We start from the raw sequence: 23050 nt of genomic DNA on the forward strand, positions 1-23050 counted from the left end.
ATTCACCCACCATACAATTACATTTTGTCTATTATATTTAATATTTTTTCTGCTGAATTTCCATATCCAAAATAATTTAACTTTTCAGCAGTAGGTTTAAAATTACAAACTCCCTCTAAAATTTTATCTTTATCTGCTCCGACAATCATATTCCATCCATTTTCAACTGTTTCAACCCATTCTGTTTCATCCCTAAGCGTTATACAAGGTTTATTTAAGAAAAATGCTTCTTTCTGAACTCCGCCGCTATCTGTTACTATTTTGGATGAATTTTTCTCAAGCATAACCATATCCAAATACCCAACTGGTTCTATTATTTTTATATTATCATTGAATTTTAAATTATACTCATTCAAATACTTTTGAGTTCTTGGATGAAGCGGCAGCACAATTTGCTCTTTACTTTCATTTAATGCTTCAACAATGTTTCTCAATCTATATTCATAATTCGTATTTTCTGCTCTATGAATAGTTGCAAGAATATATTTATTCTTATCAACATCAATTCTATTTAAAATATCACTCTTTTCCTCAGCAATTTTTCCAAAATGAAGTATTGCATCATACATAACATCACCAACATTATAAACACCGTCTCTGATACCTTCATTTTCTAAATTTTTTACAGCTGTTTCTGTTGGAGTAAACAATAATTTGGATACATGGTCTGTTAATATTCTGTTCTGTTCCTCAGGCATATTCTTATTAAAACTTCTAAGACCTGCTTCAATATGAGCCACTGGTATTAAAAGCTTCGATGCTACAAGTGCACCTGCTAAAGTGGAATTAGTATCTCCATAAACCAATATCATATCTGGTGATTCTTTAATAACAACTTCTTCTATCTTAATCAACATATTACCTGTTTGATATCCATGGCTTCCAGAACCAATATTCAGATTATATTCTGGCTTGGGTATACCTAATTCCTCAAAAAATATATCTGACATGTTTTTATCATAATGCTGCCCTGTATGTATTGTTATTTCTTCAAATTTTTTTCTAATCTTTTTTGAAACCGCAGCAGCCTTAATAAATTGCGGCCTTGCACCTATTATAGTTACAATCTTCATAATATATTCCTCTCTTCCTATCGCTATTTATTACTGAGTAGTTTATTGTAAATATCCTCAACAATTTTAATATTATTTCTCCATAGAGCCTTTTTTTCTATTAATTCAGCATTATAAAAAGACGCTTCCTTTAAGATATTTTTATTGTTAGAACACCATAATATTGCTTGTTCAACTGCTTTTGGATCTATGTTTTCTAATACTAATCCATTTTTACCATTATCAATCCACTCTCTATTGCCAGGCAAATCGCTAACAATAGGAAACAACCCACAACACATGCTCTCAAGCAAGCTTACAGATGTCGAATCTGAATTTGGTATTGAAATAAATACATCATTATCGATAAGCATATCTCCAAGTTCTTCCATGTTGTATTTCCCTGTAAATACAACTTTACTCTCAATATTTAAATCTTTAACCAAATTCTCAAGTTTATTCCTATACGAACCATCTGCAGCTATTGTTAAAAACAAATCTTTGTTTCTCTTAAGTGCCATTGAATATCCCTTTATTATAACATCTATATTGTATATAGGTTCATGCTTTCTATTTGTAATAATTCTTAAACTATTTGATTCAGTATTTATTGACCTTTTGTATGATAATAGATTATCTTCAATACCCATTGGAAATGTATACACTTTATTTCTATATCCACCTAATTCAATGATTCTTTTGGTCATAAATTCTGCATCTGATGTTATAATATCTGCTTTTTTTAGCACATATTGAACAATTTTCTTCATTATAAATGACTGCTCTGGTGCAAGTAAAATATCTGAACCCCATGCTGAAACAACGGTTCTATATCCCTTCATTGTTACAGCATATAAACCACATGTATTTGCTTGATGTGCATGTAGAATATCTGGATTAATGCTCCTTATTTTATTGTGTACTTCACCTTTTTTAAATAAAAAATTTCTTATATTGTAATCTATATAATGCACATGTGCACCCTCAATATTTGAATTGACATGTGATATAACATGTACCTCATGTCCAATATCAACAAAATGCTTTACCCATTTCTGAGTATGAACACTTGATGCATTTGCTAAATAACATATTTTCATAACATACCTCACAACTGATTTTATTATTTTAGGCATTTAAAAGAAAATAACAAATCAAATATACTAGCACACTGACTAGTTATTTTTTTGGAAGATGACTTATGTCTAATACCTTGATCGTTTTAGCTGGAATTCCACCAACTACTGTGTAGTCAGGAACATCTTTTGTAACAACGGCTCCAGCACCAACCACAGCACATTTTCCAACAGTTACACCACATAATATTATAGCATTTGCTCCTATCCAACACCCTTCCCTTAAAATAACTTCTCCTTCTCTTCTTTGATAATACCTTTTAAGCAACCTGTTTCCAACATCTTGATGGGTAAGTATGCTTACCCCTGCTGATAAAACAGCTTCTTTTTCAATTGTTATTTTATTTGCTAAATCGAAAAAAACCTTTCTGCCTATATAACAATTATCTCCTATAGACAAGTAATCATAATTAGAATACGTATTATCAAAAACAATACCCGATTTAATATTAGCACTGCTATGTACTTTGCAATTCAATTTATTTAACACATATGTCAATTTTCTTTCACTGCACTTTTCAACATATTTATTAATAACATAATCGCCTAATAATCTTGCTTCTAACTTCAAACATTTTATTTTTATATCTACTAAGAAATACATTATATTCTTAATAATCTTTTTCATAAGAATTTCCTTCCTTACCATTCAACGATACTAATCCGAAAATCAACCACATTATTAATGTTCCTGTAATTACACCTTTATGATTAAACTCTGTACCAGTAGTAATTGAAAAAATCGCCCATACCATTATAGAAGTAAATATTCCTCTATTCAAGCTATAATTTTTAAATATAGCAACTATTCTATTGATTATTATAATCAAAAATACAATTACACACACTAAACCAAATTCAACGGCAATTTGAAGAACTAAATTGTGAGCCATTTCAAGTGGATAATTAGCAATAGGAATCCTTATTCTATAATCTTTAGGCATAATAAGGTACCCCTTAAGTGCATACTCATTATATGCTGATGCAAAATTTCCTCCACCAATACCAAATGGATTCTTAAATAAAATTGCTGCACTTGTAAAAATAGACTGAACCCTCGCCACCATTGATTCATTACTAAAAAATATTACATGCACTCTTCCTCTGTGAAGTATAAATGGTATAATCCATCTAGAACCCACCAAAATTAAGGCTGTAAAAGCATACACAAATTTCTTGTATTTTTTACTGATTAGTATTATAAATACCGCAAATATTGAACTAATCCAAGCTCCCCTAGAATATGTAACAAATAAAGCACTCAAATAAATCGCTAGAGAAACATACAAAAATATATTTTCTTTTTTATTCTTTTTATTATATAAAATTTTCTCAGATAATATTGGGAAAACAGTAATCAATATACCTGCAAAAATATTTATATTATGGTATCCAAAAGTAATCAAATATCTTCTGCTCTCTATCATATTGAAAGGAATATGATTTTTAAATATTTGAGAAAATCCATATAAACAACTCAAATCAATACTTAATATCAATGAATAAAGTATTTTATCTATTTCATTTTTTTCAAATATAGCAACAACTGTCACCATAAACATTATAGGAATTAATACACCTAAATAAGCAGCACCTATGCTTTTCATAATGTTTTCAGAAAAAATACTTGAATTAAGTGCAAAAATAATAAATATTATAGATAGCACTATGAATTTTGCATTTAATGAATTTTTATATATCAATAGACGCTTTAAATAAGCTATAATCCTTTTGAAATTAGCTATAAAGACAAACTGAATATATATAGCTTCATACGTAAACTTGAAAAATAGAAAATCAAAATAGCAAATTTTCCTAGCAGTTACCAGTATAGGAAATGATATTATGAATAACATAATAGATTTTTTTATATCAATAAATGAATAGTATAGTTCAAATAGCAAAAAAGCTGTAGCCATTGAAAACATTCCTGCATCCTTTATTCCAACACTCTTTCTTAGAATAATTCCAGGAATCATTGAAATTGCTAATATAATTAAAATAGCCTTTAAATTATCTTTAATAATCCTCTTAATACTCATAATTACCCTCTTCTCTAAAATTTATCAATCAACAATACTGCCACTTAATTTCATTTGCATACTGTACTAATCCTCAATGAACTTACTAAAATCAAAATTATAGTAATCAATCATAATTTTACAGTATTTTGCATAACTATAATTTAGCTTATTAATAGCATCTTCAACTGAAATGTTTCCCCTTATAGAATCATAAAATAAATTTTTTGTAAGATTAATATCGTAATTGATGAAAATTGTAGGATCATATATTTCATTGGTAAAATTATCATCTTTATTGTATTCTTCATAAATATCATTTTTTACGACCTTATCTTTAAAACAAGTAGGTAAACCTTTTTTAGCAGCTAGTATATCCATATTTACATTTTTACTCAAAAGCCACTCATAAACTTTTTTAACTGCTTCTTTATGCTTTAACTTTTCTTCAACTTTTTCATTATCGTTTTTTTCTTCTTCTTTTAAATCAACATTTTTATTAACCATGAAGCATTTATAAGTACCTGTATAATAATACTTATTACTATCACCAATATTTATTTTAGGTAAATCGCTTATTCCAATATCAAATTTTAAAGGTCTTATGCCCTCAAAAAAATATTTATCTTCAAATGTACTAAGTATCATAGCAGTCTTTCTATTTGCAAAATCTTCTCTTACATGTATCTTTGTTTTCTTGTCAAAGTCAACATCTATTAAGCCCTCTGCGTACATCTTTCTATAAATATTCAATATATCTTTAGCATAATCAAAATTAAACTTTCCATTTTTATAATCCCAAAATGTAGTATATATACTTCCCTTATTTACACTCATTTCGCCTATTGAAATTCTAAGCTCCTCAAGATAGTATGCTGGAAATTCAAATGGGACAATATCAGGGTAAGCCTTCTTTATTTTTTTTGCATATTCAATCACATCTTGCCATGTTTTAGGTTGAATATTAGTATCGATTCCCGCTCCTTTTAATATTTCCTTATTCCAAACGAATTTAACGTCATTTCCTAATACCTTAACTCCCATAGGTTCCTTTTTATAATATAAAAAATTATTTTTTCCTATTTTATCTACATCAATTCCCAACTCTTTCATAGGCATAATTCTATCATATCTGAACAATTGATAAAAACCATATTGAAATATATCAACTTTATTGTTGTTCGCAACAGCAGTTCTCAACATATTTATATAGTCATCACCATAAACTTGAAGATTTATGTAAATATTATCTTTATTGTATTTATTATATTCCCTCACTTGAAATTTTCTTGTCTCTGAATCATAATCATCCTTAAGCCAAATAGTTACTATTTCTTTGCCCTTTAAAAGTTCATCTCGTTTTGCTTGAAGTTCTTTGTTATCTGAATAAGCCTTAACTTTTACTAATGTAGATAATGTTAAAAATACTATAACAATCCAAATATATAATCTATAATTTTTCATCATACTTCTCATTTTATCACCCTTTTATTAATTTTATAATACTCTCACTTGCTTTTGGCTCAGGTGAAGCAGAGTTCACTCCTGAAGCCTCTATGTTTTGCTTTAGCAAAACGAGTTAACTATTTATTTTTAGTTCTAATGCTTCTAATCGGTAAAACTTCACTTAACTCCTTTACTTTTAGCAATTTAAGTAAAAGAGCATAACTTATTATACCAACAAATGTTGATAAACAAATTTTAAGAGCCAAAAATGCAACACTATTTTTTATAAAAATTATATTTAGATATTTGTATGCTACATAAACCACTGCTGCCATAATAACACTCGATATGAGCGACTTTAAAAATGTAATTATTGATTTATTATAATTTATTCCTTTTAGTTTTATATTAAGTTCAATAAACATTATAATAGCAACAACACTTACTGAGATTGTTGTAGCAGTTACCAAACCATTAATGCCATAAATTGGTGTCAAAATAATTACTAGCAAAATATTCAATCCAATCTGTATAAATCCATTTATCATTGGTGTAAGTGTATCCTTTGAGGAGAAAAATACTTTTCCTAAAATATCCATAAAAGAATATCCTATTGCAGAAAACACCAAATATCTCAAACACTGTGAAGTCACTCTTGTAGCTTCACTCGTAAATTTTCCATGTTCAAAAACCAATTTAACTACTGGTTCACTCAATATAAATAGCCCTAGCACTAGCGGAATAACAATTATGACTATTATATTTAATGCTTTTACTATCAAAGCATTAAATTCTTCAGTAGCATTTTCTGTGAATTTTTCCGTAAGCTTTGGGTAAAATACTGTTGTGATGGATACAATAAAAACCTGATTTATTAAAGAAGTAAGTCGCGTAGCGTAACTTACTATGGCAACACTCCCTGCTGGAAGTGTCGATGCATAATTATTAGCAACCATAACATTAATTCTGCCAACAGCAGTACTGATAATAATAGGTACTGATAGTATAAGCATTTTTCTAATATTTGTATCTTTAAAATTTATATAAGGTTTATATTTGTATTCTTTCATAAATGGTCTTTGTATAAAAAGCTGAATGATTGATCCTATCAAATAAGCTATAATAGCAGCTACCACACCATATTTATAGAATATAACCACACCTACAATGATAGCCATATTTGCAACTATGCTGGTAAATGCTGGTTGCAAAAATATATCATAAGACTGCAAGTAGCCTGTATAAAGACCGTTTATAGCAAAAAATATTATCGAAGGCATTACTATCTTAGTCAAAAAAGAGGTTTTTGCTATCTGTTCTGGTGTAAATCCACTCGCCATGAGTTCAGTTAATTGAGTTGAAAACAGAGTACCCACTAAGGTCAAAGCCAAGCATATCAAAAACACTATGTTTAAAATATTATTAAAAAACATATTAGCTTTTTCTTTATCTTTCTTCACATTTGAAAATACTGGTATAAAACTCACAGTCAATGCAGCACCAATGCATCCATAAAACAGCTGTGGAATATTGGTTGCAGTAGTATACATATCAGTTATTCTGGTTGCACCAAAATATCCTGCAATCAATATATCTCTTAATACTCCCACAGTCTTGCTTAATATAAGTACAATGGTAATCATTGCACTGTATTTCGCCATATTCTTAACTTTAGTCATTTTTTCCTCCGATTTTCTCATAGACTTTTATCAATTTTTTGCTCTCAGCTTCCCATGAATACTTATCCTCAATTTCTTTTCTTCCTATTTCACCCAATTCATTTAATTTGTCATAATCATTAATCAAATAAATTATCTTCTCTGCAATATCAACTGGTTCCTCTGGATCAGCCATAATACCAAACTTACCGAATTCATTTTTCCAGTAAGGAAAATTCGACATGATTATAGGAACACCGCAAGCCATGTATTCAAATACTTTATTTGGAAGTGCGCCTACGTGATTTGGTACAGGCAAGAAATTAATTATTCCAATATCGGAAGCTTTAATATATGAATACACATCTTCTTGCTTTTTATGTCCAAAATATCTAGTATAGTTCCATCCTTCAAGCTGCATACATTCACTCTCGTATTTTGAATCTTCCCAAGTTCCAAGCAACCATAACTCTATTTCACCCTTTAAAATTCCAACTGCCTTTATTATCTCTTTTATTCCTCTTATTTCTGTCAATCCACCCGCATAAACAATAACAGGTTTATCATGCTCGATATCAATTTTTTTAGCTCTATCTATTATTGATATTATAGGTAAATTCCTTATCACTTCAACTTTATCACTTGGAAACTTTTTACTTATACCAGGAGTAACAGTAATGATTCCATCAAACGCTTTAGTTGTTAACTTTTCAATACCAGAATATAAAAATGAAATAGCTTTTCTAAACCCCTTCCAGCCTAACCATTCTTTTGTGAGAATCTGCATTGGAACATCCTCATGCACATCATAAATTACTTTTTTGCCTTTCAATTTAAGTAAAAGACCTATAAAAATCAACTCTGGATCATGGAAATGATATATATCAGCATTTATCTTTTTAGCTTTTTTATATGCTTCAAAAGTCTTCTTAAATATTCTTACAAATCTATTCTGATTTTGGGACAATGGTATAATATTAACACCATCTACACTTTCATTCTTATCATGTGTAACTATAAAGCTCACATCATAGCCATATTTTGATAAGGTTTTGCACTCTTTATGAAAAATTCTAATGTCAAATGCCCTATGAACTGTTGAAATATGACAAACCTTAATCGACATAATTAATCCTCCAAACCACAAAATAATTATTCTTTAACAAAAAAATCATTCGTTTCCTTTATTCTGTTTTTCAATACTTCAATATTTAAATCTTCATTTTTTAAGTTAAAAAAATCCTTTTTAAACTCCTTAAACATGATATCGTTTTTGCATTTAAGTCTATTGAACAATTCTCCCACATTACTAACAAATGGTACTTTATATTCTATTAAGCAATCAATATACCACCAACCCGGAAATTTAACAACAAAGGTTGGCACATCATAAATCAATGCTTCATAATGACATGTAGAATAGCAAGACAAGTGAATTTTACTTATACTAAGGCACTCATAAACACTTTCAAATATCGAAAATTCAACTCTATCTAAGTTTAGAATTTGTCCATAGAGTTCCTTATAGTTCATAACTTCATTTGGATGAATTTTCACCAAAATATTGATATTTTCATCATATTCTAAAAGCTTTTTTACGAATTCACACCAATAATTAGCATAAAGTTCTCCCTGTGTAGTTATAACGAAGTCATATTTATTATTTTTTTTCTGCATATTCTTATTGTCAATAATTTTTTCAAATAAATAAGGATATCCATACTCAATTATTTTTAATTCATTCTCTATATTCATTCCACTTATTATTCTCTTAAAATGAGAACCAAACACACATAAATAATCTGGTACTGGATCATTTATGTCAATTTTTTTATTATATCTGTATCCTAAATGTTCCTCACTTATCATACCATGCTGAAATTCTACAACATTTATACCTAACGTCTTAGCCGCATACACAAAAAGCAAATGCGTAGGACTATACGCACATTCCACATAAATCACTGATGGTTGAATACTCTTTATAATTTTTAGTGCTTTTTTATATCCTTTAATAATAACTGCTGTATTTTGTAGAACTATTTCAACTAAATTAATATTCAAACTGTACTTATCATAAATATACCTTTGGACAGGCATGAATTTATTTACAATCAATTTAACTTCTTCTTTTTTTAATATAAACTTATACATTTTTCTGCATAAATTTATATAGAGTGCAATATTGCTCATATTATAGCATTGATTTGAATAATAATTCTTAATAAATCCTCTACCGCTCAGTGTATTCAATACTGCATAAGAATGTTTATCATCATACTTTCCTATATAATCAAAAATAATATCAAAATATTTTCCATCAACACAATCTCTTCTCAAATTAGTATTAGAAATACATAAAATATCCGTTTTATTAAACTTTTGAGGAATAATATTTATATTTTTTATGAATTTAAAATAAGAAAGTTTTGATACCAATTTAGATGATTTTTTGTAACTATCATTATTAAAAACTTTTCTTGAAAACTCAAGTACCTCAAATGTTTTTAGTCTACTCATCCACCATACATTAAATCCTCTTATTTTAAAATCAAACAGATCAAACTGCTTCTCAATATCTATCACAATATCAGTTGTTTGTACCATAAAACTGCTCCTTAGTACAGCACTAATAGTCAAAATTTACTTTGAGTATTCTTTAATAATGCTGCATATTTTATCTATTTCACATTTTTTAATTCCTACAGAACTAGGTAGATTAATTCCTTTTTTTGAAAGCTCAAATGTAATATCCATTTTACCATGTTTGCACCCCTTATAAGGTGGCATTTCATGAACAGGCATAAAAAACGGTCTCGATTCTATACCTTCATATTCCAATATCTTTATCAATTCATCTCTTGAAATACCATATTCGTCTTCAATAACTATTGAATACAACCAGTGGCAGTTAACAGCCCACTCCTTTTGTACAGGCAATGTTATACCACTAACATCACTTAATTTTTCTGAATAATACTGCGCATTTTTTCTTTTAATATCTATATACATTTCAATATTTTCTAATTGCGCTACTCCAAATGCTGCAAGAAGATTAGGCATCCTATAATTATACCCTATTTCAGGGTGATAAAAAGATTTATTGTCATTTACCACTTTTGTCTGTGTAGATAAAAATTTTGCCCTTTCACCAATTCTGTCATCATTTGTGATTAGCATACCACCTGCACCTGTAGTTATCAACTTATTCCCATTGAAACTAAAACACCCAATATTTCCTATTGTTCCCACTTTATTGCCTTTATATTCTGAACCCAGTGCCTCAGTTGCATCTTCAATAACGTACAAATCATACTTTTTAGCTATACGCATAATATCATCCATATCAACAGGATGGCCATAGATATGTACTGGCATAATAGCTTTTGTATTACTAGATATCATTTCCTCTATTTTAGTTGTATCCATCACAAAAGTATCTCTACAAATGTCTACAAAAACCGGTTCTGCTCCTGCATATTTAATAGCATTAACAGGTGAAATAAAAGTCATTGAAGGTACTATTACTTCATCACCTTTGCCAATTCCCAAAGAAACCAATGCCAAATGCAATGCTGCAGTTCCATTAACCGTTACAACTGCTTCTTTACTTCCTATATACTCATTGAATCTATCTTCAAATAAATTCACATAGCTCCCTGCTGATGAAACCCAATTAGTGTCAATGCACTCTTTTATATATTTCCACTCATTGCCTTTAATCTCTGGTATACACAATGGTATCATTGTACTTTTCACATCCCTTGTATATCGATATTAATTATATTACACATTGTAAATATCCGTTTTAAAATATTCCATGTTATTTTTAATCCAATCAACTGTTTCAGTAAGTCCTTCTTCAAGACTGTATTTAGGCGTCCACTCCGTTAATTGTTTTATTTTTGTATTGTCTGCCCATAATCTATTTACTTCGCTTTTTTCAGGTCTTATTCTTTCTTTATCACAAATAATTTTAACATCTTCTCCAATTATTCTTATTATTTTATGAGCTAAGTCCCCTATACTTATCTCACTATTTGAACCTGCATTTATAACTTCACCAATAGTTTTATCGCTTTCAGCTATTTTAATAAATGCTTCCGCAGTATCCTTAACATAATTAAAATCTCTTGTTGGTGATAAGCTTCCTAGCTTTATCTCTCTTTTTCCAGCCAACACTTGTGAAATAATAGTAGGTATAACTGCTCTTGCTGACTGCCTAGGACCATATGTATTAAATGGTCTAATAGTAGCTATAGGTAAATTAAAACTCCTGTAGTAGCTTTCAGCCATTTTATCCGCTGCTATTTTTGAAGCTGAATAAGGTGATTGACCTTGCAGAGGATGTTTTTCATCTATTGGAACATACAAAGCTGTACCATATGTTTCACTTGTAGATGTGTGAATAATTTTTTCCACATCATATTCTCTACAAGCTTCAAGTACATTTGTAGTACCTTGTACATTTGTCTTTACGTAAGCCATAGGAGATAAATATGAATATGGTATTGCGATTAATGCTGCTAAATGAAATACAACATCTTGTCCTTTAACTATTCTCTTTACTGAATCATACTCTCTAACATCACCTGTTACAATATTTATATTCTCCTTAATATTTTTATCAAATGTATCAATCCATCCCCAGCTATTAAATGAATTATATTGCACGAGTGCAGTAACTTTCGCCCCAATTTCAACTAATTTTTCTGTTAAATGGCTTCCAATAAATCCTTCTGAACCTGTAACTAAAACATTTTTGCCTTTTAGATTCATTTTTATTTCTCCTCACTTCTATATTTTAGAAAAATTCTCGCTTACGGTTTTATAATCCTTCATTTGACCTATATCAACCCAATAATCTGTTATATTATATATTCCTGCTCTGTACCCTCTAGTAATTACATTTTCAATAAAATCTGTCATGTTGTAATACTCATTATATGGTAGGAATTTTAATATATATGGATTGATAACATAAATTCCTCCATTTATATGATAACTATATATAGGCTTCTCTTGTAATGATTTTATAATAGCATTCTCTGTGGTCATTACACCATAAGGTATCTTTACCTCATAATTTCGTGCTCCAACAGTGATATCAAAATCATTACTAATATGATAATTTAAAAATGCGTCAAAATCTATTCCTGTTAAAATATCACCATTTATTACTATAAACGGCTTATTCAATTTATCCTTTGCCAGACTTATTGAACCAGCCGTACCTAACTTCTTATTTTCTTTTACATACTCTATATTAACATTAAAGTTGCTTCCATCCTTAAAATAGTTTTCAATTATTTCTCCTTTATAGTTTAAAGAAATAATAAAATTCGTATATCCATATTCTCTAAACTGCTCTATAATCAGTTCCAATATGGGTTTATCTCCTACTGTTAACATTGGCTTAGGTATTTTATCTGTTAAAGGTCTTAATCTAGTGCCAAGCCCTCCAGCAAGTATAAAAACATAATTTTCCTTTTTATCATAACATATAATATCATTAAAGAAAATCAAATCCAATATCTTTTTATTCTCATCAACAAGAGGCAATTGCCTTATACCATATCTCAACATGTACTCTTTAACTTTCTTTTTATCGTACATGTGTGTTATGTATTTAAAATTTTTATTGTAAATACTCTTTATGCTATCTTCCAATTTATACCCTTTAAGAAGTGCTCTACGTATATCTCCATCAGTAATAGTTCCTAAAAGCACTTTCTCTTCGTTAATCACAAATACCGCTCCAATGCGATTTCTATCTATATTTTCCATAGCCTTTTTTATGGTAGCATTAGAATCTATTAAATAACATTTTTTAATAGCTCTTTTCATTTTTTCACCTACAATCAATGATTTTTGCTGGTACACCAACAGCTTTTGCACCATCCTCTATATCATTTACAACAACTGCTCCAGCACCTATTATAACGTTATTTCCTATATCAATTCCCTGTAAAACTGTGCTTCCAGCACCTATATGAGTATTATATCCTATTGTAACTCCTCCACACAAACAAGCTTTCGGTGATATATGAGTGTTGCTATCTATATTACAATCATGTTCTATAACTGCTCCAGTATTTACAATGCAATTCTCACCAATTATTGCTCCTGCATTTATAACAGCACCAGCCATAATGCATGTTCCTTCTTTTATTTCAGCATATGAAGATACAGTAGCATTTTTGTGCACAAGAACAGGTATTATAAAACCGACTTTCTTTAATTTCTTGAATAATTTATATCTTACTTCTATATTTGTTAATGCTCCAATGCATACAAAAGCATATTCAACTCCTTGCATGTACAAACTATCAAGTATATTATCATCACCAATAATAGGAACATCAATAACATATCCTAAATTCCTATTTTCATTTTGTAAATACGAACCAGCTTTATCTGTTATACCCACAATTTCAAATTCATTTATGCTCTTTATTATATCAATAATAACTTTACAGTGTCCACCTGCACCAATTAAAACTATTTTTTTCATATATTCACCCTTTACATTAATACACATAAAACATATTTAAAAATAAAATATCTAAGAGAATTTCTAATAAGTAATCCTCTTCTGTATTAAATTGTTATCTATTTTAATTCTGCTCAAAATATCAGCAATCCTACTACCTGCATTACCATCTCCATATGGATTTTCGCATTTATTTAATTGGTTTCTAAATTTTTCATCATACATAGCTTTTTTTATACCATATATAACATTTTCTCTGCCATAATCAACATCAATAACATTACAAGCTCTAAGCCTACCATTTTGTCTTGTCCCTACATTAACCACAGGAAGTTTAAAGCTCGGTGCTTCTATTATTCCTGAAGAAGAATTCCCAATCATAACATCAGCATATTTTAATAAACTCAAATATTCAATCTGACTTAAATTCTTAAATACTCTTATAAAAGAATGTCTTTCTCTATATTCCTCAATAACTTTAATTATTTCACTACCACCATTATCGCTATTGGGATATGTAATAATAGTTGGAACTCCAAACGAAACAACAGCTTCCATTGTTTCTCTTATCTGCCACTCAACATATTCTCTTTCTGTTGTTACAGGGTGCTGTGTCAATAAAAACATTCTATCACTATTCAAATCAAATCTCTTTATAAATTCCTCTTTTGTTAAATACTTAGTATTTTTTATATAATCTATACCCGGAGCACCAACTACATATACATTCTCTGCTTTTTCCCCAAGTTTAATTATTCTTTTTTCACTATCCCTTGTAGCAGGAAAATGAATATGAGATAATTTCGTTATTGCATGCCTAATAGATTCATCAACAGTACCTGTAACCTCTCCACCATGAATATGTGCGACAGGTATGTTCATGTGAACAGCTGCCGTTGCTGCTGCTAGCATTTCCCCTCTATCCCCTAATATCAAAAGAATGTCTGGCTTTATTCTATTCAAGCTTTCAGCAATTTTCACTAATGCAATTCCTACTGACTTTGCCATAGAACATCCAGTATCCTCATGTAAAATAGTTTCAAACTTATCAGCTATATCAAAACCATCCTTAATTATTTCATTAACTGTCATACCATATTTAGCTTCAAGATGCATGCCGCATACCATAATATTAAGCTCTAATTCTTCTCTTTTTTCTATCTCTTTAAGAACACTATAATAAATTCCATAATCTGCACGTGTACCAGTTAAAACAGCAATTTTTCTTTTCATTGTATCACTCCAAAATCAATCTGTTCATCCTTATTAATGTCTTTTCTTGCCTTCTTGCCAACGATTTCTTTATAAAATTTTGGCATAAGACCTGTTCCTGGACGTTTAAAATCCAAATCATTAAATGTTATAACTTCCCCTGCTTTAATGTTACGAGAAGCAACAATACTTTTTCTTGCTGCCTTCATGGTATCTATCTCACTTTCTCTACATACCTTAATTCCATCGCCTAATGCTCTTTCAACTTCCCGTATTTTTTCAACCATAAATTTAAATTCAAATGGCTCTAATGAAGCACTATGATCTGGCCCTTCCATATCTCTATCCAACGTTAAATGTTTTTCAATAACAGCTGCTCCTCTCGCAGCTGCAATTAAAGGTATTGTTATCCCTTCCGTATGGTCTGAATAACCAGTAATAACTTTAAATGCTGACCTAATCGTATCAATTGCACGCAAATTAACGCTATCCGTATCAGCAGGATAATTTGATGTACAATGAAGTAATATTATTTTATCATTATTATTCTGTTTTATAGCAAAAACAGCATCTTCAATGTCAGATAAATTAGCCATACCACATGAAAGTATTATAGGTTTATTATATTTAGCTATATGTTCAATAAATGGAACATTAGTCAAATCACTTGAACCTATTTTAAATGCATCAATACCTATTTTATTCAAAAAATCGGCACTTTCAAAATCAAAAGGAGTAGACAAAAAAATCATATTATTCATTTTACAATATTCCTTCAATTCCATAAAATCAGAAAAACTCAGTTCAAGTCTTTTAAGCATATTAAACTGAGTATATTCTCTGCCAATATTATTTTTTTGATATTCTGCCATATCAGCATACTCTGTTACCAAGTTTTCAGCTTTAAACGTTTGAAATTTTACAGCATCAGCACCAGCATAAATAGCAGCATCAATCAACTTTTTAGCTGTATTTATATCTCCATTATGATTCACTCCAGCCTCTGCAATAATAAATGTTGGATTTCCGTTTTCTATAAAATGCCTATCTATATAAATCATATATAACTCCTTCTTTTTAAAAAATATTCCGCTAAAACTATGTCCTTTGGCTCATCAATATCTATTGATCTCTCTTTATCCATTATAAATGGTATAGTATCATCATTCACAAAAGCCCTCTCACTATATATCATTTCAACTGAACTTATATAAATAGCGCCATTGAATATATAAAATTTTGGTAGCTCTTGCCTTCTCAAATTGCTTTTATTACAATCTACTATTTTAAACATTCTATCTTTTTCAATTGTTCTCATAAGAATAGGATTTTGATAAGCTTCACACATACTTACTAATGATTTACTCTTAAATTCAACAATCCTCTCAATGGCGCTATCAATATCTTCACACATTCTAAGTGGTGATGTTGGTTGAAGAAGCACCACATAATCGTACAAATCATAAGTATCTTCTAAACGCTGCAAACAGTCTATAACAACATCAATTGATTTTGCACTATCGCTCGATAGTTCTTCACTTCTTATAAAAGGAACTTCAGCACCATAATTCAATGAAACTTCCTTTATCTTTAAACTATCAGTCGAAACAATAACTCTATCTATATATTTAGATTTCTTTGCTTCTTCAACAGAATACGCTATAAGAGGCTTCCCACATAAATCAATAATATTTTTATTTGGTATACCTTTTGAGCCTCCTCTAGCTGGTATGATTGCAATAATTCTCTTACCATTAATCATAATATCACCTATTGATTTTCTAACAATTGATCTTCTGGTACATCTCTTATAACTTTTGCAGGATTACCAGCAACAATTTTAGCTTCTTCAATATTTTTGGTTACAACACTTCCCGCTGCTGCAAATCCATCTTTTTCAATAACCTTACCAGGCAAAATAGTAGCCTGTGCACCTATTCTTCCACCTTTTTTAACAGTAACACCTTTAAAGTGCTTAAATCTTTCTTTAGATCGTGCAGCAAAATTATCATTTGATGTAACAACTCCTGGTGCTATAAACACATAATCCTCTAATGTAGAATAAGCAGTAATATACGCATTTGTTTCAAGTTTACAATACGAACCTACCTCACAGAAATTTTCGATTGCAACTCCTCTACCTACTATTGTTTTTTCACCAACAGTTACATTTTCTCTTATAGTTGCCAAATCAGCAATTAAAGTTTTATTTCCTATTTTACATCCACAATAAATCACAACACCAGCCCCAATTAAACAATCATTTCCAATTATCGCTGGAGGTAATTTTTCTTCATCCTTAAAAACACTATTAACTGATCTCATTGGCTGCTTTCCTATAACGGTATTATCATCAATTCTCACATTATTTCCTATTTTAGTTCCTTCATAAATAACAACATTACTGCCTATTACACAATTATCTCCTATAACAACATTATCTTCAATTACAACAAAATGACCAATATTAACATTATCTCCTATTGTACTTTTTTCAGAAATGTACTTCATATACTAATTTCCCTTCCTTTTCATATCCAAAGTTGAAAAATTCTCTAATGGGAATTTCACAGGCATACCAGTTAGTCTAGATTTATAAGCTGCAAGTATAATACTCATTGCTTTTTTACCTTCTTCACCATTTATAAGTGGTTCATAGTCATTATTTACTGCATCTATGAAATTCTTGAAAAGAGGCGTATGTCCAAATCCATATACTGAATCAGGATCTTCCTCTTGAGCTTTCAATATTTCTTCCTCTGAATCTAATTGATCGTAAAATCTCCATGTTTCTATTTTATTAACAGCAAGTCCTCCAATACACACAGTGCCTTTTTCCCCAAAAACACTCAAAGTTTCTTCTAAATTTTTAGGATAAACACATGCACTGCCTTCTACTATTCCAATAGCTCCATTCTTAAATCTTATTATTATTGCACCAAAATCTTCTCCCTCAATGTCTCTTAAAAAAGTATCACACTGAGCATATACAGTATCTATTTCTCCTCCCATCATCCATTGGAGTAAATCTATATTATGTATACACTGATTCATTAGGGTACCGCCATCTAATTCCCATGTTCCCCTCCATGGTGCCTGTTTATAGTAATTCATGTTTCTATTCCAAAGTATTCTTGCAGTTCCATTTACAAGCTTCCCAAATCTATTGTTTTCTATAGCATTTCTTAATTTTTGTATAGGTGGATTAAATCTGTTTTGATGACTTACAGCTAATTTAACATTATTTTTTCTTGCTGTTTCTATCATTTTATCTGCATCTTCAATAGAGAGTGCCATGGGCTTTTCACATATTACATGCTTACCATTATTCATGCAATATATTGCAATATCAGTATGATATCCGCTCTCAGTTGCAATCGTTACAACATCAATGCTCTCTTTATCAAGCATTTCTTTGTAATCCGTATAAACATTCACACTGACAGATTCATTCTTATTATCCAAATACTCATTCTTTCTCGTAATAGCTTTGTTTTCATCAATATCACAAACCGCCACTAAAACGGCTTCTTTATCATTATTTATAATACCTTCTATGTGTTTATAAGATATCCTTCCACAGCCAATAATAGCAAACTTCAATTTTCCCACTTTGTTCACCTCATCCTTGTTGATTTACACTTACAGTTTATTTATTTTTAATCTATTCTCCTTAACGTCTTTAGTGGCATTTCTAGTATCATATAATATTTTCGCATTATTAACCACAAATTCATAATCGTAACAGCTGTGGTCAGTTGTTATAATTACAATATCCGCTTTATCTATAAATTCTCTATAATCAACAGATTTATATTGTTTACCATTATGCTTAAATTCAGATACATAAGGATCATTATAATAAATATCCGCACCATTTCTTTCTAGGTGTTCTATTACCTTTAATGTAGGTGATTCTCTCATATCATCAATATCCTTTTTATATGCAACTCCCATTAATAATACTTTTGAACCATTTAAAGCTTTTTTATGATTATTTAATAGTTTCATAGCATTATCCACAACAAATTCAGGCATAAAATCATTTATTTCTCCTGCTGTTTCAATTAATCTAGTATGATAATCATATTCTCTAGCCTTATATGTCAAATAAAACGGATCTAGTGGAATACAATGTCCTCCTAATCCTGGACCTGGATAAAATGCCATAAATCCATATGGTTTTGTTTTAGCTGCTTCTATTACTTCCCAAATATCTATTCCCATCTTTTTGCATAATATAGCCATTTCATTTGCTAATCCAATATTTATATGTCTGAATGTATTTTCAAGTATCTTTTCCATCTCAGCAACGGCAGGTGATGAAACAGGGTACACTTCACCTTCTAATACGTTTCTATATAACTCTGCTGCTACTTCTGTACACTCTTTAGTACATCCCCCTACAACTTTAGGAGTATTTTTAGTATTGTAGTACTTGTTACCTGGATCCACTCTTTCTGGTGAAAATGCTAAAAAGAAATCCACTCCACACTTCAATCCACTTTCTTCTAATATAGGTTTAACTATCTCTTCTGTTGTTCCTGGATAAGTAGTACTCTCTAGTACAATAAGCATACCTTTATGTAAATATTCAGCTACACTTTTAGTAGAACTAATAACATATGATACATCTGGTTGTTTAAATTTATCTAGTGGCGTTGGAACACATATTGCAACCGCATCAACTTCTGATACAAAACTATAATCAGATGTAGCCTTTAATTTTCCTTCTTTCACCAAACTCTCAAGCTCAGAATCAACAACATCTCCAATATAATTGTGCCCTTCATTCACCATATCAACCTTTTTATCTTGAACATCGAATCCTATAACTTCATATCCTGCTTTTGCTTTTTCAACTGCAAGTGGTAATCCCACATATCCTAGTCCAACAACTCCAAGTTTTGCTGTCTTATTATTTATCTTATCTATTAAAATATTTTTCATATCAATCACCTCATAATTATCTTTATAAAAAGAATTCTTTTATTTTATCGCACACATATTTCTGCTGTTCATAATTTATCTCTGGATATAAAGGAATTGCAAATGTCTTAGTACATGCTTCCTCTGCTTTAGGTAAATCTCCTTTTTTATAGTTCAAATGTTTATATACATCTTGAAGATGTACTGGCACAGGATAATATATTCCAGTTGCAATATCGTTTTTCTTTAAATAGTCCACTATTTCATCCCTATATTTTGATTGAATAGTATATAAATGATAAACATGCTTGCTATTTTCTCTTTCCGTTGGAAGCACTATATCATCTAAATCCTTCAAAAGTTCATTATAAATATGAGCCTTTTCATATCTAGCATCATTCCATTTATTGATATATCTGAACTTAACTCTTAATATTGCAGCTTGAATTTCATCTAATCTTGAATTATATCCTATTGCTTCATGATTGTACTTTTTCTTACTACCATGCACTCTTATTAATTTTATTTTTTCAGCCAATTCATCATCATTTGTAACAATCATTCCTCCATCGCCATAAGCACCTAAATTCTTAGTTGGATAAAATGAAAAACATCCTACATGACCAATAGAACCAGCTTTTCTTCCTTTATACTCTGCTCCAATTGCTTGACAAGCATCCTCTATAACATATAAATTATGCTTATCAGCAATCTCCATTATTCTATCCATATCACACATATTTCCAAATATATGCACAGGTATAATAGCCTTTGTTTTTTCAGTTATAAGTTTTTCAATGCTATTTGTATCTATACATAATGTATCTTCTTCTATGTCTGCAAAAACAGGCTTAGCACCTAAAACAGATGTTGTTTCTGCTGAAGCGAAAAATGTGAATGGAGTTGTAATAACCTCATCTCCATATCCTATTCCCATTGCCTTTAAAGTAAGCATCAACGCATCTGTACCACTTGCGACTGATATACCATGCTTTGTTTCTGTAAATGCTGCAATTTCTTTTTCTAATTCTTTTACATTAGGTCCCATTATAAAATGAGTTGTTTCCAATACTTCCTTTATAGCTTCATTAATTTCATTCTCAATTGTTCTATACTGTGCCTTTAAATCAAGCAAATTAATTTTCATAAGCACACTCCTTTATATCGTTTTTTGATTTGTTTGCATTTTTGTGGCTTTTATTTAACTCTAAATCAACATTCTTTTTATCATTTTTAGTTCTAGTGTAAGTTGGAACCTTTCTTTGCATTACTTCAAATATCCTTTCTGTATCACCATCATTAAGGACATTTTTAAATTCATCTATTGATTCATTTATAAAATCCATATCAATATTCATAGGTTTTTCAACAAAAATCTTTTTATGTTCTGTAGATGTTAAAGCTATTTCATCCATTAATAGTTCTTCATATAATTTTTCACCAGGTCTTAACCCAGTGTATTCTATTTTTACATCTTTATCAGGTTCTAGTCCTGATAGTTTTATTAAATCCCTTGCCAAATCAACAATTTTAACAGGTTTACCCATATCCAACACAAATATTTCTCCTCCACTAGCCATTGCACCCGCTTGAATAACCAATTGACTAGCTTCTGGTATTGTCATAAAAAATCTATTTATTTCAGGATGAGTGACAGTAACAGGCCCTCCATGAGCAATCTGTTTTTTAAATATAGGAATTACAGAACCATTGCTTCCAAGTACATTTCCAAATCTTACTGCAACATATTCAGTATTGCTTATTTTATCAAAAGCCTGAATAATCATCTCACAAAATCTTTTTGATGCTCCCATAATATTCGTTGGATTTACTGCTTTATCAGTACTTATCATAACAAACCTTTTTGTACCAAAATCATGACTACAAAGTGCAACATTATAAGTTCCAATTATATTATTTTTTATAGCTTCTCCAGGATTATCTTCCATTAAAGGAACATGCTTATGTGCTGCAGCATGAAAAACCACATACGGTCTATATTTGTTAAATATCTCCTTCATCCTTTCTAATTCTCTAACAGAAGCAATTAAAACCTCTGTATACAATTTTGGATATTCATACTTCAATTCCAATTGAAGATTATATGCATTATTTTCATATATATCCAATATAAGCAATTTACTAGGGTTAAATTTTGCAATCTGTCTGCACAGTTCTGAACCTATAGAGCCGCCCCCTCCTGTTACTAATACAACCTTGTCTTCAATATATCCACGTATATTTTCATTATCAAGTTTAATTGGCTCTCTTCCTAAAAGATCTTCTATATTGACTTCTCTAATTTGACTTATATTAACCTTACCATCTATTATTTCATAAATACCCGGAATTATCTTTAATTTACAAGAAGTACTCTTGCATATATTCATTATTTCCTTTTTAGTATCTAAATTCATTGAAGGAATTGAAATAATAATTTCTTTAACATTATATTTTTTGCATATATTCACAATATCATTTCTTCCTCCAAGAACTTTTACATTATTTATCATTTTACCTTGTTTATCCTCATTATCATCTACAAATCCAACTATATTGTAATTAAGCTCACTATGCTTATTGATTTCTTTCATAAGAGTAACACCTAAATCTCCCGCACCAACTATTAAAATATTAATATTATCTTTATCATTTGTAGATAAATTTCTGCTATGAGAAAGTATCCTTGATAAAAACCTCGTACCTCCAAAACTGATTAAACTCAATATCCAAAATATCACAAGAACAGTAAAAGGAAACCTATAATACTGAGTCTCTAGCATTTTATATGTAACAAAATAGCTATAAATCATAAATACAATATTAGATAATGAAATAGAAAACACTATAGAAAGCAATTCTTCAATAGACGCATATTTCCACACATTGCTATACAATTTAAAAACATTATTAAAAAATATAGTAATTAAAATAACAGGTATAATTGACAACTTGAAAAATCTGATATACTCAGGTTCAACATTAAAATCGAATCTCAACACCAACGAAAAATAAAGTGCACATACTACCAAAATAGAATCAAACAAAAAAAACACTCTGTCCTTCTTCACATTATCACGTCCTATAATAAAATTTTATTTTT

At 29.8% G+C, this 23050-nt stretch carries 20 protein-coding genes and 1 pseudogene; all 21 read right to left on the reverse strand.

Annotation, left to right across the window (positions count from 1 at the left end; genetic code table 11):
- Window positions 1-17 precede the first annotated feature (17 nt).
- The 21 genes and pseudogenes from wecB to CLTEP_RS04730 all read right to left on the reverse strand — a co-directional run bounded on the left by wecB (window position 18) and on the right by CLTEP_RS04730 (window position 23018).
- Window positions 18-1073, reverse strand: a complete 1056-nt coding sequence (wecB, locus tag CLTEP_RS04635) for a non-hydrolyzing UDP-N-acetylglucosamine 2-epimerase (protein WP_066823298.1) — start codon at window positions 1071-1073, stop codon at window positions 18-20.
- A 23-nt stretch (window positions 1074-1096) separates the two neighbouring features.
- A complete protein-coding gene (locus tag CLTEP_RS04640) occupies window positions 1097-2152 on the reverse strand; it encodes a glycosyltransferase family 4 protein (RefSeq protein WP_066823300.1) in 1056 nt (351 codons plus the stop codon).
- Window positions 2153-2231: 79 nt separating this feature from the next.
- Window positions 2232-2456: an acyltransferase gene (locus CLTEP_RS15570; RefSeq protein ID WP_423230726.1), complete on the reverse strand. Its 225-nt coding sequence runs from the start codon at window positions 2454-2456 to the stop codon at window positions 2232-2234.
- A 39-nt stretch (window positions 2457-2495) separates the two neighbouring features.
- Window positions 2496-2837: pseudogene (locus CLTEP_RS15575) on the reverse strand (hypothetical protein); the annotation flags it as partial.
- Window positions 2800-4230: an O-antigen ligase family protein gene (locus tag CLTEP_RS04650; protein ID WP_066823305.1), complete on the reverse strand. Its 1431-nt coding sequence runs from the start codon at window positions 4228-4230 to the stop codon at window positions 2800-2802. The gene CLTEP_RS04650 and the pseudogene CLTEP_RS15575, both read right to left, overlap by 38 nt.
- Before the next feature lie 66 nt (window positions 4231-4296).
- On the reverse strand, window positions 4297-5685 hold the full coding sequence (locus CLTEP_RS04655; protein ID WP_066823308.1) for an ABC transporter substrate-binding protein: 1389 nt from the start codon (window positions 5683-5685) through the stop codon (window positions 4297-4299).
- Between the two features lie 107 nt (window positions 5686-5792).
- A complete protein-coding gene (gene murJ, locus CLTEP_RS04660; protein ID WP_066823311.1) occupies window positions 5793-7334 on the reverse strand; it encodes a murein biosynthesis integral membrane protein MurJ in 1542 nt (513 codons plus the stop codon).
- Window positions 7327-8439 carry a glycosyltransferase family 4 protein gene (locus CLTEP_RS04665; protein ID WP_066823314.1) on the reverse strand — a complete coding sequence of 371 codons (1113 nt, stop codon included), beginning with the start codon at window positions 8437-8439 and terminating at the stop codon, window positions 7327-7329. Before CLTEP_RS04665 ends, murJ begins: the two co-directional genes overlap by 8 nt.
- A 26-nt stretch (window positions 8440-8465) precedes the next feature.
- Window positions 8466-9920, reverse strand: a complete 1455-nt coding sequence (locus CLTEP_RS04670) for a capsule biosynthesis protein (protein WP_066823317.1) — start codon at window positions 9918-9920, stop codon at window positions 8466-8468.
- 36 nt (window positions 9921-9956) lie between these two features.
- A complete protein-coding gene (locus CLTEP_RS04675) occupies window positions 9957-11060 on the reverse strand; it encodes a LegC family aminotransferase (protein WP_066823320.1) in 1104 nt (367 codons plus the stop codon).
- Window positions 11061-11099: 39 nt separating this feature from the next.
- A complete protein-coding gene (locus CLTEP_RS04680) occupies window positions 11100-12092 on the reverse strand; it encodes an NAD-dependent 4,6-dehydratase LegB (protein WP_066823323.1) in 993 nt (330 codons plus the stop codon).
- An 18-nt stretch (window positions 12093-12110) separates the two neighbouring features.
- Window positions 12111-13160, reverse strand: a complete 1050-nt coding sequence (locus CLTEP_RS04685; protein WP_066823397.1) for a nucleotidyltransferase family protein — start codon at window positions 13158-13160, stop codon at window positions 12111-12113.
- A 4-nt stretch (window positions 13161-13164) separates the two neighbouring features.
- Window positions 13165-13827 carry an acetyltransferase gene (locus CLTEP_RS04690; protein WP_066823325.1) on the reverse strand — a complete coding sequence of 221 codons (663 nt, stop codon included), beginning with the start codon at window positions 13825-13827 and terminating at the stop codon, window positions 13165-13167.
- Between the two features lie 63 nt (window positions 13828-13890).
- The gene (neuC, locus tag CLTEP_RS04695) at window positions 13891-15039 is read right to left on the reverse strand and encodes a UDP-N-acetylglucosamine 2-epimerase (RefSeq protein ID WP_066823326.1); all 1149 of its coding nucleotides are present in this window, start codon (window positions 15037-15039) and stop codon (window positions 13891-13893) included.
- Entirely contained in the window at window positions 15036-16079 is a 1044-nt protein-coding gene (gene neuB, locus CLTEP_RS04700; RefSeq protein ID WP_066823328.1) for an N-acetylneuraminate synthase, read from the reverse strand. Before neuB ends, neuC begins: the two co-directional genes overlap by 4 nt.
- Window positions 16076-16780 carry an acylneuraminate cytidylyltransferase family protein gene (locus tag CLTEP_RS04705; RefSeq protein ID WP_066823337.1) on the reverse strand — a complete coding sequence of 235 codons (705 nt, stop codon included), beginning with the start codon at window positions 16778-16780 and terminating at the stop codon, window positions 16076-16078. The genes neuB and CLTEP_RS04705 overlap by 4 nt, the downstream gene beginning before the upstream one ends.
- An 8-nt stretch (window positions 16781-16788) precedes the next feature.
- A complete protein-coding gene (locus tag CLTEP_RS04710; RefSeq protein ID WP_066823341.1) occupies window positions 16789-17529 on the reverse strand; it encodes an N-acetyltransferase in 741 nt (246 codons plus the stop codon).
- A gap of 3 nt (window positions 17530-17532) precedes the next feature.
- Window positions 17533-18630 (reverse strand): Gfo/Idh/MocA family protein, encoded by a 1098-nt coding sequence (locus tag CLTEP_RS04715; RefSeq protein WP_066823344.1) that lies wholly within the window; start codon window positions 18628-18630, stop codon window positions 17533-17535.
- 30 nt (window positions 18631-18660) lie between these two features.
- Window positions 18661-19968, reverse strand: coding sequence for a nucleotide sugar dehydrogenase (locus CLTEP_RS04720; protein WP_066823347.1), 1308 nt, complete (start codon window positions 19966-19968; stop codon window positions 18661-18663).
- Window positions 19969-19990: 22 nt separating this feature from the next.
- The gene (locus tag CLTEP_RS04725) at window positions 19991-21094 is read right to left on the reverse strand and encodes a DegT/DnrJ/EryC1/StrS family aminotransferase (protein ID WP_066823349.1); all 1104 of its coding nucleotides are present in this window, start codon (window positions 21092-21094) and stop codon (window positions 19991-19993) included.
- Window positions 21084-23018 (reverse strand): nucleoside-diphosphate sugar epimerase/dehydratase, encoded by a 1935-nt coding sequence (locus CLTEP_RS04730; protein WP_066823352.1) that lies wholly within the window; start codon window positions 23016-23018, stop codon window positions 21084-21086. The genes CLTEP_RS04725 and CLTEP_RS04730 overlap by 11 nt, the downstream gene beginning before the upstream one ends.
- Window positions 23019-23050: the final 32 nt, after the last annotated feature.

This window comes from Clostridium tepidiprofundi DSM 19306 (assembly GCF_001594005.1).
Taxonomy (GTDB): Bacteria; Bacillota; Clostridia; order Clostridiales; family Clostridiaceae; genus Clostridium_AC; species Clostridium_AC tepidiprofundi.

Bases quoted from the DNA above. Each gene is read 5' to 3' on its own strand.
- CLTEP_RS04665 (WP_066823314.1), bottom strand. From the start codon at position 8,439: ATGTCGATTAAGGTTTGTCATATTTCAACAGTTCATAGGGCATTTGAC.
- CLTEP_RS04720 (WP_066823347.1), bottom strand. From the start codon at position 19,968: ATGAAAAATATTTTAATAGATAAGATAAATAATAAGACAGCAAAACTT.
- neuC (WP_066823326.1), bottom strand. From the start codon at position 15,039: ATGAAAAGAAAAATTGCTGTTTTAACTGGTACACGTGCAGATTATGGA.
- neuB (WP_066823328.1), bottom strand. From the start codon at position 16,079: ATGATTTATATAGATAGGCATTTTATAGAAAACGGAAATCCAACATTT.
- CLTEP_RS04680 (WP_066823323.1), bottom strand. From the start codon at position 12,092: ATGAATCTAAAAGGCAAAAATGTTTTAGTTACAGGTTCAGAAGGATTT.
- CLTEP_RS04725 (WP_066823349.1), bottom strand. From the start codon at position 21,094: ATGAAAATTAATTTGCTTGATTTAAAGGCACAGTATAGAACAATTGAG.
- CLTEP_RS04655 (WP_066823308.1), bottom strand. From the start codon at position 5,685: ATGAGAAGTATGATGAAAAATTATAGATTATATATTTGGATTGTTATA.
- CLTEP_RS04640 (WP_066823300.1), bottom strand. From the start codon at position 2,152: ATGAAAATATGTTATTTAGCAAATGCATCAAGTGTTCATACTCAGAAA.
- CLTEP_RS04705 (WP_066823337.1), bottom strand. From the start codon at position 16,780: ATGATTAATGGTAAGAGAATTATTGCAATCATACCAGCTAGAGGAGGC.
- CLTEP_RS04650 (WP_066823305.1), bottom strand. From the start codon at position 4,230: ATGAGTATTAAGAGGATTATTAAAGATAATTTAAAGGCTATTTTAATT.
- CLTEP_RS04670 (WP_066823317.1), bottom strand. From the start codon at position 9,920: ATGGTACAAACAACTGATATTGTGATAGATATTGAGAAGCAGTTTGAT.
- murJ (WP_066823311.1), bottom strand. From the start codon at position 7,334: ATGACTAAAGTTAAGAATATGGCGAAATACAGTGCAATGATTACCATT.
- CLTEP_RS04690 (WP_066823325.1), bottom strand. From the start codon at position 13,827: ATGAAAAAAATAGTTTTAATTGGTGCAGGTGGACACTGTAAAGTTATT.
- CLTEP_RS04710 (WP_066823341.1), bottom strand. From the start codon at position 17,529: ATGAAGTACATTTCTGAAAAAAGTACAATAGGAGATAATGTTAATATT.
- CLTEP_RS04685 (WP_066823397.1), bottom strand. From the start codon at position 13,160: ATGAAAAGAGCTATTAAAAAATGTTATTTAATAGATTCTAATGCTACC.
- wecB (WP_066823298.1), bottom strand. From the start codon at position 1,073: ATGAAGATTGTAACTATAATAGGTGCAAGGCCGCAATTTATTAAGGCT.
- CLTEP_RS04675 (WP_066823320.1), bottom strand. From the start codon at position 11,060: ATGATACCATTGTGTATACCAGAGATTAAAGGCAATGAGTGGAAATAT.